Genomic DNA, 16,934 nt, shown 5'->3' with positions numbered 1-16,934 from the left:
AACTCCAATGTTTAAAATTAAAATAATCATTTCAGACTTTTATTAGGTGTGTAGTAAGCGTGCGGGGAACTACACCTTGTCTTTTACATTCCAAGGTAAAAGTGAATCGATATCTGGCGATCCAACACATAAACGATCTAGACAATACCTAATATAATCGTAAGGGATTAATCCGTTTGCCTTTGCTGTTTCTACAATGCTGTAAAGCATTGCACTTGAATCTGCACCAGCCGTTGAACCCGAAAATAACCAGTTTTTCCGGCCGATAACAAACGGTTTAACCGCTCGCTCTGCTCGATTGTTATCAATAGATAACAATCCATCATCAATATAACGAACTAATTTATCCCATTGATTTAATGTATAGCTAATCACCTCACCTAATTTTGTTTTAGGTGATACTCGACTAACTGCGCTATCAAGCCAATCACGGAGCTCTTTAAGTAAATCGCGGGCTTCTGTCTGCCTAGCAACATACTTGGCTTCAGGGGAAGCCTCTTTTAATAACGATTCGATCCGGTATAGCTTTTGGATTTTACTCAATACCCAATCTGCACTCCCTGTTTTCCCTTTTACTTGAACACGTTGAGCCTCAATAAATCGTCGACGTGCGTGTGCCCAACAGCCAACTAACATCGCTTCAGTTTGTTCATAACCTTGGTAACCATCGGTATGTAAATACCCGTTATAACCTTTTAAAAAGTTAACTGGATGGTAGCCATGCCTACTAGATTGATAATCATAAAGTACAATTCCAGGCAAAACACCAGAGCCTGGAGAATCATAGCCAGAGCAGTAGACCCACATATAACATTTTGCTTTTTCAACATCCAACACATTTACCGTTGTTTCATCACAATGCAGAGTGGGTTGTTCAAGCAAAATACGATGTAACTCGTTATTAAGAGGGGTAAATAATACCGAGCATTTTATTAACCAATCAGCCATCGTTCGCCGTCCAATAATGATACCCCATTGCTGAAATAACGTTTCTTGACGATAAAGTGGAAGACTGTATTGAAATTTAGCCGTAATAATTTGAGCAAGTAAACTTGCGGTCGCAATCCCTTTAGGGATTGGTGACGCTGGCATTGGGGCTTGTTTAATGTCTACTGAAGTATTGTTTTTTTCACAATTTCGGCAAGCATATTTAGGACGAACATGTTGAATAACTTCCACTTTAGCTGGTACAAATTCCAACTTTTCACTGATGTCTTTACCCATCGCATGCATCTCTAGACCGCAACACTTACAAGTTTTATCTTTTATGTCGTGGATATAATAACAGTACGCGGTAAGTCTTCAGGTAAGCGTTGGCGTTTTGGCTTTTGACGAGTGTAGGTAATCGTTTGTGTGTCATCATTTTCAATGATGATTTCTTCTTCTGTTTCATTGAATAAATCAAATTGAGTCGAGTCAGATTCACTGCTTTTACCAAAGCGCTGATGTTGAGCCAGCCGAAATTGCTCTAGAAGACGGTTATATTTATTTTCAAGCTGAAGCACAAGTGCTTTCAGCTCGTCAATGGTATCAGGAAGTGGTTTTATTTTATCAGTCATGTAGATGACTATATAACGATAATACAGGTAATCAATCGGTTGCCTCCTATTCTTGACTGAGAATCAACTATTTAAAGGGTTGTTTGATAATGTACTGGTTGATGTCCTAAGATATCAAAACCTTGTAATAGCAGTGTCAGTTGCTGCTCTGATAATGCTAACGTATCGTTATTTATATTTCGTGGCCATTTGAAGCGGTCTTCATCTAATCGCTTGTACCATAAAGCGAATCCTGTTTTATCCCAATACAATATTTTGAGTTTATCACGAGGCTTATTGCAAAATATAAATAGAGCATCACTAAACGGTGATAGTTGCATTTCTTGCTCAACAATCACGACAAGGCCATTAATGGCCTTGCGAAAATCGACAAAATCACGATGAAGATAAATGGTGGAAACATCAGTAAATACATTCATGATTGATACCCTTTTAATAAGAGTCCTATCCAGTGAGGTTCAGTATTAGCTGGCAATGTTAATCGCAATTTTCCGATAGAAAGTTGAATATCTGGTAATTGTGGAGTGGCGATGATAGTTGATGTTAACGCTTCTACTTTCAAGAAAGTAGAAGCGTTAATCTTTTGTTTCCATCGTGCTTTACGTGCACTAAATGTCTTTGGCAGAATATTATGGTTACGACAAAATTCAGCGGCACTAAGCTTGCTAGATTGCTGAGATTCAAATAGAGCGTGCCATTGCTCTGGTGTTCTCTTTTTATCTTTTTGCATAATTACGTTCTCGTTAAATGAAAGATCGTAAGATACGCATAATGAATTTTATTTGTTAGGTGTAGTTCCCCGCACGCTTACGGTGTGTATATACCAATGCAATAAAAAGATGAATGAATGTTTAATTGAGTGTTTTGTAAATAAAATATTGAGAAGATAAAAAAAGCGAGCTTCAGTGAGCTCGCTATTTGAGGTGATACGAATTATTCGTAACGTTTTGCTTTGTATTGTGGGTGCATCAGGTTTTCTACTGAGAAGATATCATCTAGTTGCTCTTCTGTTAGAAGACCACGTTCAAGAACTACATCGCGAACGTTTTTACCTGTTTCAGCACAAATCTTACCAACAATGTCACCTTCGTGGTGGCCAATGAATGGGTTTAGGTAAGTAACGATACCGATAGAGTTAAATACATGAGCTTCACATATTTCTTTGTTTACAGTGATACCATCGATACACTTGTCACGTAAGTTTACACATGCATTTTTCAAGATTTCGATAGATTCGAATAGGGCTTGACCAATAACAGGTTCCATTACGTTTAATTGCAGTTGGCCCGCTTCAGCAGCGAAAGTCACTGTTGTATCGTTACCAATTACTTTGAAACATACTTGGTTTACAACTTCTGGAATTACTGGGTTTACTTTTGCAGGCATGATTGAAGAACCCGCTTGAAGCTCAGGTAAGTTCAATTCATTGAAACCAGCACGAGGGCCAGAAGAAAGAAGACGTAAATCGTTACAGATTTTAGATAATTTAACCGCAGTACGTTTTAGTGAACCGTGGATCATTACGTAAGCACCACAGTCAGAAGTCGCTTCGATTAAATCTTCAGCAGCAACACATTCTAGACCCGTTATTTCAGCTAGATGACGAACTGCCGCTTCTTGGTAACCCGTCGCCGCGTTTAAGCCAGTACCGATTGCCGTTGCACCGATGTTTACTTCTAAAAGAAGTTGCGCTGTGTAATTAAGGTTTTTCACTTCTTCTTTAAGCAATACGCCCCAAGCGTGGAATTCTTGACCTACTGTCATTGGAACTGCATCTTGAAGTTGAGTACGACCCATTTTTAGAACGTTACGGAATTCTTGATCTTTAAGATCGAATGCACCTTTTAGGTATTCGATCGCTTCAATCAATTTCATCATGCTGTTGTATACAGCAACGCGGAAACCCGTTGGGTATGCACAGTTAGTTGATTGAGAGCGGTTAACGTGATCGTTAGGGTTAATGATGTCGTATTCGCCTTTCTCTTTGCCCATAAGTTCAAGAGCAACGTTTGCGATAACTTCATTTGCGTTCATGTTTACAGAGGTACCAGCGCCACCTTGATATACATCTGATGGGAACTGATCCATGCATTTGCCAGTTTCAAGAATTAAGTCACATGCTTTGATGATGTATTCACCAACTTGTGAAGGAATAGCACCTAATTCTTTGTTTGCTAAAGCAGCTGCTTTTTTCGTATAGATCATGCCACGAACTAATTCTGGAACATCAGAGATCGTGACGTTTGAAATGTTGAAGTTTTCCATCGCACGAAGAGTATGGATGCCGTAGTAAGCATCAGCGGGAACGTGGCGTTCACCTAGTAAATCTTCTTCAATACGAGTTGCGGTATTTGTTTTTTCTAAATCAAGCATCTGAGTCATAGTAAGCCTTTAAGGTTCTATATTTTAATTATTGGATTCTTTCCAAGTGACCATGCCTGCGAGTAGAGTCCGTTCGTCAGAAGTGATCAATATCGTACCTGATGCCTTGTTTTGAAGTCATCATACACCTCTTTAGGGGTAAAAGTGTTAACTTGATCACTTTTATAGTCTAGTTTTTGCAAAATATTTCAAATTGAGATAATGCTCTCATTAGTTGTTAATATCTTTACTTTATAGGTTATATAACTGCTACTTGAGTTAATGAAATTGATGGCTGTTTACATTCTTTTACAGTCTTTTTTCTTGAAAAGAGAGTTGATGTGCCGCATCTATTATAATAGAGAAAGAAAAAGTGAATAGGTCATAAGGCCTGCTACACTACGACTACTATATTAAACCCTATTGAGGTGAACCGTGTTTCCTATTTTATTAGTGATGTTTATTTTTGTTCCTATCATTGAAATTGCCTTATTTGTGCAAGTAGGAGGCATGATCGGAATGTGGCCGACGATTGCGTTAGTGCTAATCACTGCCTTTGTTGGGGCATCTCTGGTTCGTAGCCAAGGCATTCAAACGTTAATGTCTGTTCAATCAAAAATGCAGCAAGGTGAATTGCCAGCACAGCAAATTGTTGAAGGCGTTATGCTTGCCGTATCTGGTGTTTTATTACTGACTCCCGGCTTTATGACGGATGCGTTAGGAATGTTGATTTTATTACCAGCCCCACGTGCAATGCTTGCAAAACAAATCATGAGTCGTGTAAAAGTGAATGGTCTTGGTAGTTCGCAAGGTGGCTTTCATGCTGGTTTTGGTCAACATGACCCATTTGGTCAAGCGAATCAGCAGGATCAACAGGGCGATGTGTTTGAAGGTGAGTTTCAACGTAAAGAAGACGATCCGAATAAAACATTGAAATAATGAAATAAAAAAAGCCGCGTGATCACTCTCTATAAATAGACGTCGATAACGCGGCTTTTTTAATGGATAAATTTTTTCTATTAGCGTCTTAACCAAGAACGGGGGTTTTGTGCTTTACTGTTACGACGGATTTCAAAGTACAATGAAGGTCTGTCTTGACCACCACTATCACCAACCACCGCAATGGTTTCTCCCGCTTTCACTTTATCGCCTTCTTTCTTCATTAAACTTTGGTTGTAACCATATAGCGTCATGTCACCTTTACCGTGATCAATCAATACCATCAAACCATAGCCACGTAACCAATCAGCAAAGACCACTTTACCAGAGTAGACCGCTTTTACGGGTTGGCCGTAATCACTCGCAAGAACCATTCCTTTCCAGGTTAATTGTCCTGTTTGTTTAGTACCAAAGCTGTGCAATGTTTTTGCACCACTCACAGGCCAAGGTAGACGACCTTTTTGACGGGCTAATCCATCCATCGGTACATTGTTTTGGGCTTTTGCTTTTGCGATGGCAACTTTTAAACGTTTTTCATTTTGTTGAAGCTCATTTAAGTATCCGTTTTCATTTGAAATACGTTTTTTGATACTTGAAACGGTTTGTTGACGTTTATTCTGAGAACCTTGTAGGGTCGATTTCTCTTTTTTATATTGAGCGACTAACTCACTTTGACGCTGCTGCTGCTTAATGAGGGCAGCTTCTTTTTCCTCAAGTTGTACGGTTGTAAATTCAAGTTGAGAAATAGCGCCGACACGAGCTTCTGATAATCGTTGTGCATATTGAGTCATGCGGTCAATTTTTGTCACGTCATCACCACTGAGAACGTTAGACAGTTGATTATTTCGACTGATGAGATAATAGTTAACGAGCAGGTCTTTGAGTACTTCTGTCTGTCCAATCTGTTGTTGAGTCAATTCAGATTGTTGTTGCTTAAGTGTCGTTATCGATTGTTTTAGGCTTGATAATTCACTTTCTGCGTTACGGATTTTAGTCGAGGCACTCGCAATAGAGACTTCGTGTTTTTTAAGACTTCTTTGAAGGCTAGATAACTCTTTTTTCTGTTTGTTTAATACTGTGCTTTGACGAGATATTTCTTGTTTCATTCCTTTTAACTCTGCGTCATTTGCATGAGCTGTCGCAGGGATTGAAATCATCAGGCACAGTAAAGCTGTCGTACAGAATTGACGACAAGAAAAAGGCTTAGTTAAAGAGTATATGTTCATCGTTGCATTATTTCAGATAGAGGGGACTCTGACTAGGCAGAGTTGGTGTTTGGTCTCAATTGTAAAACCAATATCACAGCATTTTCTTTGTATAACGCTGTTTCTTTATCCTTACTAGTCTATGAAGATACGCTAAGGTATACTTTCGCCTTAATTTTAGAGCCCATGGTAATGATGATATCTTATGATACGGAGTTGCCTTAAAAATCAGAGAATAGAATATGGAAACGTCAATCATCGATTTTGTAACCAACAACATGATTTTAGCTGTTGTATGGATTGGTATTGTTGTTGCGTTACTTCAGAACGTAGTTAAACAAAAAACAGCGGGCTACCAAGAAGTTGATTCAGCACAAACAACAACGTTAATGAACCGTGAAAACGCGATCGTTGTTGATGTTCGTTCTAAAGACGAATTCAAATCAGGCCACATTACGGATGCACGTCACATTTTACCAAGCGACATCAAAGCGGGTAACTTAGCCGGTCTTGAAAACTCAAAAACTACCCCAATTATTGTTGTATGTAAGACGGGTCAAACAGCTCAAGCTGCTGCAAATGATTTGCATAAAGCAGGTTTTGAGCAAGTTAAACTGCTTAAAAACGGTTTGATCTCTTGGAATGAAGCTAACTTACCGTTAGTTAAAGGCAAAAAGTAATTGTCGAATTCCTAGGCAACTAATTCATTTTGATGTGATATCTGGCTCATTTTTTGGATATTACGAATGCAGAGTGGCATGACATCGTTATTCTGCGTTCATACTTATTGATATAAAGGACTTTCCCATGGCTGAAGCAGCACAACAAGAACAACAAAACTTTGCAATTCAACGTATCTTCTTAAAAGATGTTTCTTTTGAAGCGCCTAACTCTCCAAACATGTTCCAAAAAGAGTGGAATCCAGACGTTAAACTGGATCTTGATACTCAAAGTCGTGAACTTGGTGAAGGTGTTTACGAAGTAATCTTACGTTTAACTGTAACGGTTAAAAACGAAGAAGAAACTGCATTCTTATGTGAAGTTCAACAAGGTGGTATCTTTACTGCTGGTCAAATGGAAGAAGCTCAGCTAGCACATTGTCTAGGTGCATTCTGCCCGAACATTCTTTTCCCATACGCTCGTGAAACGATCTCTAGCCTAGTGGTTAAAGGTACGTTCCCACAACTTAACCTTGCGCCTGCTAACTTTGACGCATTGTTCATGAATTACCTACAAAACCAAGCTTCAGAAACCGCAGAAGCACCCGCTGAAGCACCCGCTGAAGCGTAATTTTTGAAGAAAACCAGTTAATGATTTTTCACTATTGACTGATTTGTAGAGAATAAATGCACTTTTTTATCTAATATGGTTTCTATATCTACTATAGCTCCTATATTTTGATAACAAGTGCATTTTGTTTTTATTACCCTAGTATCTTTTGATACCAGTTTTTGGATGGTCACAATGACAACACAAAACGATTACTCTGATATTTATATGACCGTACTTGGTGCCGGTTCTTATGGTACATCGCTGGCAATTTCGTTAGCTCGTAATGGCGCAAAAGTCATTTTATGGGGACACGAGAAAGCGCATATGGATCGTTTAGACGCTGATCGTGCGAATGAAGAATTTCTGCCTGGTGTTGTTTTTCCACCGTCATTATTCATGGAAACTGATTTAGAAAAAGCCGTTCAAGCAAGTCGTGATTTATTGGTGGTTGTGCCAAGTCATGTGTTTGGATTAGTGCTAGGTAATGTGAAACCGTTTCTACGTGAAGATTCTCGCGTATGTTGGGCGACAAAAGGGCTTGAGCCTGAAACAGGTCGTTTATTAAAAGAAGTGGCAGTAGAAGCATTGGGTGAATCACACTCTCTGGCTGTCTTATCTGGACCTACTTTTGCTAAAGAACTTGCTTCTGGTATGCCAACCGCGATTGCTGTGGCGTCTCCTGATAAGCAATTTGTGAAAGATCTTCAAGAGAAAATTCACTGTTCAAAAACGTTCCGTGTGTATGCGAATAATGACTTCACTGGAATGCAACTTGGCGGTGCTGTGAAAAATGTGATCGCGATTGGGGCGGGTATGTCTGATGGCATTGGTTTTGGTGCAAATGCACGTACGGCATTAATTACTCGTGGTTTGGCAGAAATGACCCGTTTAGGTGTGGCATTAGGCGCTGAAGCGGAAACCTTTATGGGGATGGCCGGTTTGGGCGATTTAGTGCTTACTTGTACTGATAACCAATCACGCAACCGTCGTTTTGGTCTTGCTTTAGGTCAAGGTGGGGACGTAGAAAGTGCTCAGGTTGAAATCGGACAAGTTGTAGAAGGGTATAGAAACACGAAAGAAGTGTTTTTACTTGCAGAACGAATGGGTGTTGAAATGCCTATAGTTGAGCAAATTTATCAAGTATTGTATCAAGGGAAAGATGCAAGAGTTGCTGCGCAGGATTTATTAGCACGCGACAAAAAATCAGAATCGTAATTCAAGGATGGTATGAAGATGAATGAATGTAAGAAACACAAAGTATGGGAAAAAATTGTTCAGGAAGCGCGCGAGCAATCTGAGCAAGAACCCATACTTGCAAGCTTTTATCATGCCACCATCATTAAACATGAAAATTTAGCGGCGTCGTTAAGTTACATTCTTGCGAATAAATTAGCCACGGCTTCAATGCCTGCGATGGCGGTTCGTGAAGTGGTGGAAGAGGCGTTCGCCTCCGACCCAAGTATTACGGATGCGGCCGCGTGCGATATTTGTGCGACGGTAACTCGAGATCCTGCGGTTTCAATGTACTCAATGCCTTTATTGTACTTAAAAGGGTATCACGCGCTGCAAGGTTATCGTGTTTCAAACTGGCTATGGAAACAAGGACGAATAGCGTTAGCAACCTACTTACAGAATGAAATTTCTGTTGCATGCCAAGTGGATGTTCACCCTGCGGCTACCATTGGTAAAGGGATCATGTTTGACCATGCTACGGGCATTGTTATCGGCGAAACGGCTGTGGTTGAGAACGATGTTTCTATCCTTCAAGACGTAACGCTAGGTGGTACTGGCAAAGAGTGTGGTGATCGTCATCCTAAGATCCGTCAAGGGGTTATGATTGGTGCAGGCGCTAAGATTTTAGGTAATATTGAAGTTGGTGTCGGTGCGAAGATTGGTTCGTGTTCTGTTGTGCTTCAAGCGGTTCCACCTCATACGACAGTGGCAGGGGTTCCGGCCAAAATTGTGGGTCGCCCTAGTTCAGAGATGCCGTCTCTAGATATGGATCAACAATTTAATGGTAAGTCTCAGACGTTTATGTCTGGTGATGGTATTTAATCTTAGAGTAAGTTAATTCATTCTATTGCGTGTTTATACCGACAAAAAAATAGCCACTTAATCGTGGCTATTTTTGTATTTGAACCGTGGGAAGTGAAAAGCTATAGTCCGCCTTCAAAGCCCATTTGACGCCATGCTTCAAACACGATGATGGCCACTGAGTTTGATAAGTTCAAACTGCGACTGTCTGCCATCATAGGTATACGAACACGTTGCTCCATTGGTAAGCCTTCAATTAACTCTGCGGGTAAACCACGCGTCTCAGGACCAAACAATAGAACGTCCCCTTTTTGATAGCTTGGTGTCGTATGGTGACCTGTTGTTTTGGTAGTACAAGCAAAAATACGGTGCTCGCCTTCACTTTCATTTTCTAAGTAATCAAGAAACGCCGCATAATCTTTATGGCGTTTTACATGAGCTAAATCGTGGTAGTCCAATCCTGCTCGGCGTAATTTTTTTTCTTCTAGATCAAAACCTAATGGTTCAATTAAGTGCAAGTTGGCACCGCAGTTCGCAGACAAACGAATAATGTTACCTGTATTTGGTGCAATTTCAGGTTCGTATAGTGCAATTTCAAACATAATGTTGTCTTAATAAAATAGAAAGTGGTGTCAGTATATCCATGGTGTGTTTATCTTTCATCCACTTTTAAGAGAGATAGGCATCTACCTCTAAATTAATGAGATATCGGTAAAGATATTGTCATTCGCAATCCACCTAGAGGACTTTTACTCGCGAGTATTGTCCCGTTGTGCTGGCGAATCGCACTTTCTGTTATTGCGAGTCCCAAACCAGTGCCGCCGCTGCTTCTATCACGGGCGGTAGATACTCGGTAGAAAGGCTTGAAAATGTCTTGTAGCTCATCATCGGGGACCCCTTCGCCATTATCATCCACGTGAATGGTGATGGTTTTTTGGTTTTCCGTTAAATTAATCGTGATGATGTCATTGCCATACTTAATGGCATTTCGAATCACGTTTTCTACCGCACTCATTAACAGGTTTGGATTACCAAAAACGGCGATTTCTTCAAGGCCCGAATAAGTAAGATTTTTGTTTAAGTGTTCCGCTTCAAATTTTGCGTCTTCTAAAATATCAAACCACAGTGAGTACGCGTCTGTTTCTTCTCGTTCTTGATGGCTATTTACTTGAATTCGAGACAACTCTAATAGTTCCGATATCATTTGCTCAAGGCGCTCTGCTTCCATATCGATACGTGATAGTTCTGAGCTTTCCCCTTGTTTTCGAGTGGCAAGCGCGGTTGCCATTCGTAGTCGAGTCAGTGGGGATCTCAGTTCGTGAGAAATATCAGATAATAAGCGCTGTTGTCCAGAGATCATGGTATTTAATGAACCGACCATTTGATTGAAGCTTTGTCCTGTTTTTCTGAATTCTTTAGGCCCTTTTTCTAAACGTTTATCTTGTTCAAATTGACCTTTAGCAACGCGTTCAGCGGCTTTTTGTAATCGTCTTGCTGGTTGGCTTAATGCCCATGCAAGCCAAAGCAGAAAGGGGGTACTAATTAGCATGGTGACAAGCAGTAATTGTATTGGTTTATCAAGAATTCGAAGAATAAAAGGGGGAGGCTTTTTCCAATAGCGTCCGACGTACATATAAACCGTTTCTTTTGCGATAATGATATCAAATGGGCCAGCCATCATGGTTCTTGCATACAATTTCTGTTGTGGAAGTTTGGGATCATCCGATAAGGTTAAGAAATTTAATAAGGCTTTTTTTCTGCCTCGTAATTCTTTGGGTTTATCTAATATCTCGCCTGTTGGGGTAGTGAAAAATAGAGATAAGCTCTCGTCGTGATTGTGTGCTTTGTGACTGATCTCTTTTAATGCGGCTTTAAGATCATCACTCTCTGAGTATTTCCCTGTAATATATGCCGCAATTTGAGTCATTTTACTGAGGTGATCGGCGGCAATATCATGGCGATCACGAGGATCAAAATTGGGTCCAATAACGACGCCGATCAGAACAAGTAACAGTGTCAGCCAAAAAATGGCAAAAATACGGCCATAAAGACTAGAGAGTAGGGGAAAGGTTAGGTACTTTTTCACCTTATTTATTCCTCAACAAATAAGTAGCCACGACCACGGAGTGTTTTAATTCGTGGTTTTCCTTCAGCTAATGGAGGCAATTTTTTTCTGAGATTAGAGACGTGCATGTCAATTGCGCGATCAAAAGGCGCGAGGCGTTTTCCTAATACTTCTAAGCTTAATTCTTCTTTTGAAATAATGGAGCCTGGGTTTTGTATAAATTGAGCCAGTAACCCAAATTCGGTGCCTGTAAGATCAAGCAATTCCCCATGGCTGTAAGCTTCTTGCTTGCCTATAAATATCTCAATACCTTGATATTTAATGCTATTAGTGTGATTTTCTTTTGTTTTACCTTGAGTGCGACGTAAGATTGCTCTAATTCTAGCAAGCAGCTCTCTATCACTGAACGGCTTTGGTAGGTAATCATCGGCGCCTAACTCTAGGCCGATCACTCGATCAATTTCTTCGCCTTTAGCGGTCAGCATCAATACGGGAGTTTCGTTGGTTTCTCTCAGTTTACGTAACATGTCCATGCCGTTCATTTTAGGCATCATGATATCAAGTAAAATAAGGTCAAGATCATCGGTAATGGCGTTTAATCCCTCAATACCATTATTGGCTTCAACAACGGTGTAGCCTTCTAAGTTTAAAATATCTTTTAATAATGCGGTTAGCTCTACATCATCATCAACCAATAAAATCTTTGCCATTACTATTCACCTGAGTTATCTCTTATGGTCTTAGTATCGCCAAATATGACGATGAATACCAATGCTGAAAATCACCTTTACGTTGATTTACGCATCAAGCACACAGCTTTACTTTACGTAAGCTATTATTACTCCATACCAAGCAGCAAGGCGCTGCCATTGACCGTAATACTATCTATCGTGGAGATAACATAATGAATATGATTAAAAAATTAGTTTTAGGTGCTGTTGTTCTGCCTCTTTCTTTAGCGTCGGCTTCTGCATTCGCTGCTGGTGGTAGTCACCATGAAGGCGGAATGAAAGGTAAAGGCATGCATGGCGAAGGTATGCACGGTGGCAAGTGTATGATGAAAGCCAATAAAAAAGCGTTCAAAGAATTAGATTTAACCGATGCGCAAGAAGATAAATTAGATAAAATGCGTGATGATCGTAAAGCAGAACATAAAGCAAAAAAAGGGGAGAAACGTCAACCTACTGCTGAGATGAAAGCTGACCATGAAGCAATGCAAAATCTTATTTTAGCGGACAACTTTGATGAAGCCGCTGTTCGTAATCTAGCCGAGAAAATGTCAGAAAAACAAATTGATCGTCGTGTTAATATGATGAAAAAACGCCACGATATGATGAATGTTTTAACACCAGAACAAAAAACAGAATTCAAAGCGAACCAAGATAAATATACGGCAGATTGCGCTAAATAATTACGCGAAATCTGAAGTAAATAAAAGCGAGTCTTTATGAATAATAAAGGCTCGCTTTTTTATTGCTTTCATTTTGTTAGGTATTTATTAACAAATGGAATAACGGTCAGCGAATTAAATCTTTATACTAGAGGATGATTTGTAAGTAATGGAAGAAACATGACTAAAAAATACGCCTCCTTAGTAACCATGGCCGCTTGGCTTGCAACGATTGTTGCAACCATCTTAATGTTAGTAAAGTTAGGAACATGGTGGGTTACCGGCTCGGTAAGTTTATTGGCGTCTTTGGTTGATTCATTACTTGATATGGCAGCATCTATCACCAATTTATTGGTTGTGCGTTACGCACTTCAGCCACCAGATGAAGAACACAGCTTTGGGCACGGTAAAGCGGAATCACTTGCGGCATTAGCACAAGCGATGTTTATTTCTGGCTCGGCGTGTTTTTTATTGTTAAATGGCGTAGAGCGCTTCTTCCGCCCTCAAGATGTAATAAACCCTGAATTAGGTGTTTATGTGAGTGGTTTTGCCATCATATTGACCTTTGGGCTTGTTATGGTTCAGCAATGGGTCGTTAAGCAAACAGGAAGCCAAGCGATTGCTGCGGATTCGTTGCATTATAAAACCGATCTTTTTATGAACGCGGCCATTATGTTGGCGCTTGCGTTAAGCTGGTATGGTTGGCATGAAGCAGATGCTATTTTTGCTTTGATTATCGGCATTTATATATTGATCAGTGCGTTTAGAATGGCGTATGAAGCGATTCAGTCATTGCTTGATAGACAATTGCCGATTGAAGAGTTAGAGCAGATAAGAGAAGCGTGTTGTCGTGTTGATGGGGTAAAAGGTATTCATGATTTGCGTACGCGTTTAGCCGGACCAACTCGATTTATTCAATTGCATTTAGAGTTGCCAGATCAAATGCCGTTAGTCGAAGCGCATATTATTGCAGATAAAGTGGAAGACGAACTTTTAACAGTATTTCCACATTCTGACATTATAATTCATCAAGACCCACTTTCAGTTGTGCTAGACTCAGGAAAAGATCAAACACAGATCCAGTAAGAATTAGTAGTATTATTAGCAATTATTGTTTTTTCGTAACAGAAAAATGAAATAGTCGTGATTGATTCTGATGTGAATCAACGAACTTTTTCAGTAAAATGGTAATACTCTTACATAAGAAAAAAAATTACAGATTATTAATGGCGAGTTGGTTAGGGAGTCGACTTGCTGTATTAAAAATTGAAATTGTCATTCCCAACCATATTTAGAGGGTAACCATGGTCAAGAAGATTGGTGTTTTAACAAGTGGTGGCGATGCGCCGGGTATGAATGCTGCAGTTCGTGGTGTTGTTCGTACAGCCTTAACGCAAGGTTTAGAAGTATTCGGTATTCATGATGGCTACTTAGGTCTTGTTGAAGATCGTATCGAGAAATTAGAGCGCCATAGCGTATCTGATATGATCAACCGCGGCGGTACATTTTTAGGTTCAGCACGTTTTCCTGAATTTAAAGAAGTGGCTGTTCGTGAAAAAGCGATCGCAAATCTTAAGAAACACGATATTGATGCCTTAATTGTTATCGGTGGTGATGGTTCTTACATGGGCGCTAAGAAGTTAACTGAGATGGGTTACCCATGTATCGGTCTTCCTGGCACTATCGATAATGATATTGCGGGTACTGACTATACAATTGGTTACTTAACGGCATTAAACACCGTTATTGATGCGATTGACCGTTTACGTGATACATCGTCTTCTCACCAACGTATTTCTATTGTAGAAGTTATGGGTCGTCACTGTGGTGATTTGACTTTAATGGCTGCAATTGCCGGTGGTTGTGAATATGTAATTACACCTGAAACGGGGTTAAACAAAGAAGCATTAATTCAAAATATCCAAGATGGTATTGCGAAAGGTAAGAAACACGCAATCATTGCGATTACTGAATTGATGACTGATGTAAACGCATTAGCAAAAGAAATCGAAGCAGAAACAGGTCGTGAGACTCGTGCTACGGTTCTTGGTCACATTCAACGTGGCGGTCAGCCTGGTGCATTCGACCGTATTTTAGCGTCTCGTATGGGTAATTACGGTGTTAAGTTGCTTGTTGAAGGTCATGGCGGTCGCTGTGTTGGTATCCAAAATGAACAACTTGTTCATCACGATATTATCGATGCGATTGAAAATATGCGTCGTCCTGAGAAGCTAGAACTTTATAAAGTAGCGGAAGAGTTATTCTAATTTAGAATACTGTTAAGTTATAAAAGAAAAACCGAAGTATAAGCTTCGGTTTTTTTATATCTGGAAAATAGGTCGATTTATATCGCTCTATTCTAAATATAAGTCGAGTGGTGTTTTGCTTTTTCGGCCACCAATCTCTCTTGCTAGTGTTGGTACAAGATAACCTGATACGTTTTCTATTAGCTCTGCCATTAATTCTTTCGCTTTTTCATCAGAGACAAAGAAATGCGCTGCACCTTGCACTTTGTCTAACACATGAAGGTAGTAAGGTAAGATCCCTGCATCAAATAGCGCTTCACTTAAATTAGTTAAAGCCTTCGATGTGTCGTTAATGCCTTTTAGTAATACGCTTTGGTTTAATAACGTGACGTTTGCTTGTTTTAGTTGTGTCATTTTATCTGTGAAATAGGGACTAATTTCATTGGCATGGTTGATGTGCGTAACCAAAATAACTTGAAGTCGAGTCTCTGCAAATAGACGGCATAATGTATCCGTAATTCGATTCGGAATGACAACAGGCAAACGGCTGTGAATACGAAGACGTTTAATATGCGGTACTTTGTCGAGATGTTGAATTAACCATTCAAGTTCATGGTCTTTTGCCATCAAAGGATCGCCACCAGAAAGAATCACTTCATTGAGCTCAGGGTGCGCTGCAATATAGTTGATGGAATTTTGCCAGACTGATTTTCCGCCTTTATTATCTTCATAAGGAAAATGGCGACGGAAACAATAACGACAATTTACCGCGCAGCCCCCTTTCAAAATTAACAAAACACGGTTTTTATACTTATGAAGTAATCCGGGTTGTTCGTTGTCTTGTTCGTCAAGAGGATCGGTGGAATATCCGTCATGTACTTCGAATTCTTGATCTAAAGGCAATACTTGGCGTAATAAAGGATCAAAAGGGTTGCCAAACTCCATTCGATCGACAAAACTTGTCGGCACACGTAACGCAAATAACTTTTTCGCTTCTAATCCTTTCTCCCAAGGCGAGCTATCAATCCCTAGAGTTGAAAGCAGTTGATGAGGATCTGAGATCGCATTTGAGATCTCTTTGAGCCAGTTTTGCTCAACAGGAGCGTCATTTCGGGTTATTATGTGTGACATTATTTATAACTCAACGATGTTAAGAGGAAATCATGGCGTCAGTAAGTACCAATGAATTCAAAGGCGGTTTGAAATTTATGTTTGATAACGAGCCATGCTCAATTATCGACAATGAATATGTTAAACCTGGTAAAGGCCAAGCATTCAACCGTGTAAAACTTCGCAAATTGCTTTCTGGTAAAACACTAGAAAAAACATTTAAATCAGGTGAAAGCTTTGAGCTTGCTGATGTTGTCGACGTAGAACTTGACTACTTGTACAGCGATGGCGAATTCTTCCATTTCATGAACAGCGTAAGCTTTGAGCAAATCGCTGCTGATGTTAAATCGGTTGGTGACACGGCTAAATGGTTAGTAGAAAACAACACTTGTACTGTGACTCTTTGGAATGATAATCCAATTACAGTGACACCGCCAAACTTTGTTGAGATTGAAGTGACTGAAACAGATCCTGGTCTGAAAGGTGATACTCAAGGTACTGGTGGTAAACCAGCTACATTAGCAACAGGCGCTGTTGTTCGTGTTCCGCTATTCATCGCTATCGGTGAAGTAGTTAAAGTTGATACCCGTACGGGTGAATACGTAGGTCGTGTGAAGTAATATCAAGTAGTCTTGGTATTTATACCAACTTAAATAGGTATGTGATTAACTGCTTATCCAGATTGGTACTACACGTCAGAAAAAGGTCGCTTCGGTGGCCTTTTTTGTTATCTAGTCGATATCATTTAATATT

17 protein-coding genes and 1 pseudogene are annotated in these 16,934 nt (G+C 39.9%); 9 read left to right on the top strand and 9 right to left on the bottom strand.

Annotation, left to right across the window (positions count from 1 at the left end; genetic code table 11):
• Nucleotides 1-69 precede the first annotated feature (69 nt).
• From VSAL_RS14755 to aspA, 4 genes and pseudogenes are all read right to left on the bottom strand, one after another.
• Nucleotides 70-1,559, bottom strand: a pseudogene (locus VSAL_RS14755) (IS66-like element ISVsa2 family transposase).
• A gap of 71 nt (nt 1,560-1,630) precedes the next feature.
• A complete protein-coding gene (gene tnpB / locus VSAL_RS14750) occupies nt 1,631-1,978 on the bottom strand; it encodes an IS66 family insertion sequence element accessory protein TnpB (RefSeq protein WP_012548924.1) in 348 nt (115 codons plus the stop codon).
• Nucleotides 1,975-2,289: an IS66 family insertion sequence element accessory protein TnpA gene (gene tnpA, locus VSAL_RS14745; protein WP_012548925.1), complete on the bottom strand. Its 315-nt coding sequence runs from the start codon at nt 2,287-2,289 to the stop codon at nt 1,975-1,977. Before tnpA ends, tnpB begins: the two co-directional genes overlap by 4 nt.
• Nucleotides 2,290-2,492: 203 nt before the next feature.
• A complete protein-coding gene (aspA, locus tag VSAL_RS14740; protein WP_012551242.1) occupies nt 2,493-3,941 on the bottom strand; it encodes an aspartate ammonia-lyase in 1,449 nt (482 codons plus the stop codon).
• A 414-nt stretch (nt 3,942-4,355) separates the two neighbouring features.
• On the opposite strand from aspA, the gene VSAL_RS14735 reads away from it, so the two are divergent.
• Nucleotides 4,356-4,859 (top strand): FxsA family protein, encoded by a 504-nt coding sequence (locus VSAL_RS14735; protein ID WP_012551241.1) that lies wholly within the window; start codon nt 4,356-4,358, stop codon nt 4,857-4,859.
• A gap of 80 nt (nt 4,860-4,939) precedes the next feature.
• Here VSAL_RS14735 and VSAL_RS14730 read toward each other — a convergent pair whose 3' ends face one another.
• A complete protein-coding gene (locus VSAL_RS14730) occupies nt 4,940-6,085 on the bottom strand; it encodes a murein hydrolase activator EnvC family protein (RefSeq protein ID WP_012551240.1) in 1,146 nt (381 codons plus the stop codon).
• Between the two features lie 221 nt (nt 6,086-6,306).
• On the opposite strand from VSAL_RS14730, the gene VSAL_RS14725 reads away from it, so the two are divergent.
• From VSAL_RS14725 to cysE, 4 genes are all read left to right on the top strand, one after another.
• On the top strand, nt 6,307-6,744 hold the full coding sequence (locus tag VSAL_RS14725) for a rhodanese-like domain-containing protein (protein ID WP_012551239.1): 438 nt from the start codon (nt 6,307-6,309) through the stop codon (nt 6,742-6,744).
• Between the two features lie 127 nt (nt 6,745-6,871).
• Nucleotides 6,872-7,354 carry a protein-export chaperone SecB gene (gene secB, locus VSAL_RS14720; RefSeq protein WP_012551238.1) on the top strand — a complete coding sequence of 161 codons (483 nt, stop codon included), beginning with the start codon at nt 6,872-6,874 and terminating at the stop codon, nt 7,352-7,354.
• A gap of 165 nt (nt 7,355-7,519) precedes the next feature.
• Nucleotides 7,520-8,551 carry an NAD(P)H-dependent glycerol-3-phosphate dehydrogenase gene (gene gpsA, locus VSAL_RS14715; RefSeq protein ID WP_012551237.1) on the top strand — a complete coding sequence of 344 codons (1,032 nt, stop codon included), beginning with the start codon at nt 7,520-7,522 and terminating at the stop codon, nt 8,549-8,551.
• 18 nt (nt 8,552-8,569) lie between these two features.
• Entirely contained in the window at nt 8,570-9,391 is an 822-nt protein-coding gene (gene cysE, locus VSAL_RS14710) for a serine O-acetyltransferase (protein ID WP_012551236.1), read from the top strand.
• A gap of 101 nt (nt 9,392-9,492) precedes the next feature.
• Here cysE and VSAL_RS14705 read toward each other — a convergent pair whose 3' ends face one another.
• From VSAL_RS14705 to VSAL_RS14695, 3 genes are all read right to left on the bottom strand, one after another.
• Nucleotides 9,493-9,972 (bottom strand): tRNA (cytidine(34)-2'-O)-methyltransferase, encoded by a 480-nt coding sequence (locus VSAL_RS14705; RefSeq protein ID WP_012551235.1) that lies wholly within the window; start codon nt 9,970-9,972, stop codon nt 9,493-9,495.
• Nucleotides 9,973-10,067: 95 nt separating this feature from the next.
• On the bottom strand, nt 10,068-11,456 hold the full coding sequence (gene cpxA, locus VSAL_RS14700) for an envelope stress sensor histidine kinase CpxA (RefSeq protein ID WP_012551234.1): 1,389 nt from the start codon (nt 11,454-11,456) through the stop codon (nt 10,068-10,070).
• Between the two features lie 5 nt (nt 11,457-11,461).
• Nucleotides 11,462-12,145, bottom strand: coding sequence for a response regulator (locus tag VSAL_RS14695; protein WP_012551233.1), 684 nt, complete (start codon nt 12,143-12,145; stop codon nt 11,462-11,464).
• Between the two features lie 194 nt (nt 12,146-12,339).
• On the opposite strand from VSAL_RS14695, the gene VSAL_RS14690 reads away from it, so the two are divergent.
• The 3 genes from VSAL_RS14690 (at nt 12,340) to pfkA (ending at nt 15,092) form a co-directional block, all read left to right on the top strand.
• A complete protein-coding gene (locus VSAL_RS14690) occupies nt 12,340-12,846 on the top strand; it encodes a CpxP family protein (RefSeq protein WP_012551232.1) in 507 nt (168 codons plus the stop codon).
• A 159-nt stretch (nt 12,847-13,005) separates the two neighbouring features.
• Nucleotides 13,006-13,911: a CDF family cation-efflux transporter FieF gene (gene fieF, locus VSAL_RS14685; protein ID WP_012551231.1), complete on the top strand. Its 906-nt coding sequence runs from the start codon at nt 13,006-13,008 to the stop codon at nt 13,909-13,911.
• Between the two features lie 218 nt (nt 13,912-14,129).
• Complete coding sequence (gene pfkA, locus VSAL_RS14680) at nt 14,130-15,092, top strand: 6-phosphofructokinase (protein WP_012551230.1); 963 nt, start codon at nt 14,130-14,132, stop codon at nt 15,090-15,092.
• An 87-nt stretch (nt 15,093-15,179) separates the two neighbouring features.
• Here pfkA and epmB read toward each other — a convergent pair whose 3' ends face one another.
• Nucleotides 15,180-16,202 (bottom strand): EF-P beta-lysylation protein EpmB, encoded by a 1,023-nt coding sequence (gene epmB / locus VSAL_RS14675; RefSeq protein ID WP_012551229.1) that lies wholly within the window; start codon nt 16,200-16,202, stop codon nt 15,180-15,182.
• Nucleotides 16,203-16,234: 32 nt separating this feature from the next.
• Here epmB and efp point away from each other — a divergent pair, with 32 nt between their 5' ends.
• Nucleotides 16,235-16,801: an elongation factor P gene (efp, locus tag VSAL_RS14670; RefSeq protein ID WP_012551228.1), complete on the top strand. Its 567-nt coding sequence runs from the start codon at nt 16,235-16,237 to the stop codon at nt 16,799-16,801.
• The last annotated feature ends 133 nt before the right edge of the window (nt 16,802-16,934 follow it).

The organism is Aliivibrio salmonicida LFI1238 (genome assembly GCF_000196495.1).
Lineage (GTDB): Bacteria > Pseudomonadota > Gammaproteobacteria > Enterobacterales > Vibrionaceae > Aliivibrio > Aliivibrio salmonicida.
The sequence above is the reverse complement of the archived record's forward strand: the minus strand, read 5'-3'. Positions and strand labels throughout refer to the sequence as shown.

Coding starts and splice junctions, on each gene's coding strand:
- tnpA (WP_012548925.1), bottom strand. CDS start 2,289: ATGCAAAAAGATAAAAAGAGAACACCAGAGCAATGGCACGCTCTATTT.
- VSAL_RS14695 (WP_012551233.1), bottom strand. CDS start 12,145: ATGGCAAAGATTTTATTGGTTGATGATGATGTAGAGCTAACCGCATTA.
- secB (WP_012551238.1), top strand. CDS start 6,872: ATGGCTGAAGCAGCACAACAAGAACAACAAAACTTTGCAATTCAACGT.
- efp (WP_012551228.1), top strand. CDS start 16,235: ATGGCGTCAGTAAGTACCAATGAATTCAAAGGCGGTTTGAAATTTATG.
- pfkA (WP_012551230.1), top strand. CDS start 14,130: ATGGTCAAGAAGATTGGTGTTTTAACAAGTGGTGGCGATGCGCCGGGT.
- VSAL_RS14730 (WP_012551240.1), bottom strand. CDS start 6,085: ATGAACATATACTCTTTAACTAAGCCTTTTTCTTGTCGTCAATTCTGT.
- fieF (WP_012551231.1), top strand. CDS start 13,006: ATGACTAAAAAATACGCCTCCTTAGTAACCATGGCCGCTTGGCTTGCA.
- tnpB (WP_012548924.1), bottom strand. CDS start 1,978: ATGAATGTATTTACTGATGTTTCCACCATTTATCTTCATCGTGATTTT.
- VSAL_RS14690 (WP_012551232.1), top strand. CDS start 12,340: ATGAATATGATTAAAAAATTAGTTTTAGGTGCTGTTGTTCTGCCTCTT.
- aspA (WP_012551242.1), bottom strand. CDS start 3,941: ATGACTCAGATGCTTGATTTAGAAAAAACAAATACCGCAACTCGTATT.
- gpsA (WP_012551237.1), top strand. CDS start 7,520: ATGGTCACAATGACAACACAAAACGATTACTCTGATATTTATATGACC.
- epmB (WP_012551229.1), bottom strand. CDS start 16,202: ATGTCACACATAATAACCCGAAATGACGCTCCTGTTGAGCAAAACTGG.
- VSAL_RS14705 (WP_012551235.1), bottom strand. CDS start 9,972: ATGTTTGAAATTGCACTATACGAACCTGAAATTGCACCAAATACAGGT.
- cysE (WP_012551236.1), top strand. CDS start 8,570: ATGAATGAATGTAAGAAACACAAAGTATGGGAAAAAATTGTTCAGGAA.
- VSAL_RS14725 (WP_012551239.1), top strand. CDS start 6,307: ATGGAAACGTCAATCATCGATTTTGTAACCAACAACATGATTTTAGCT.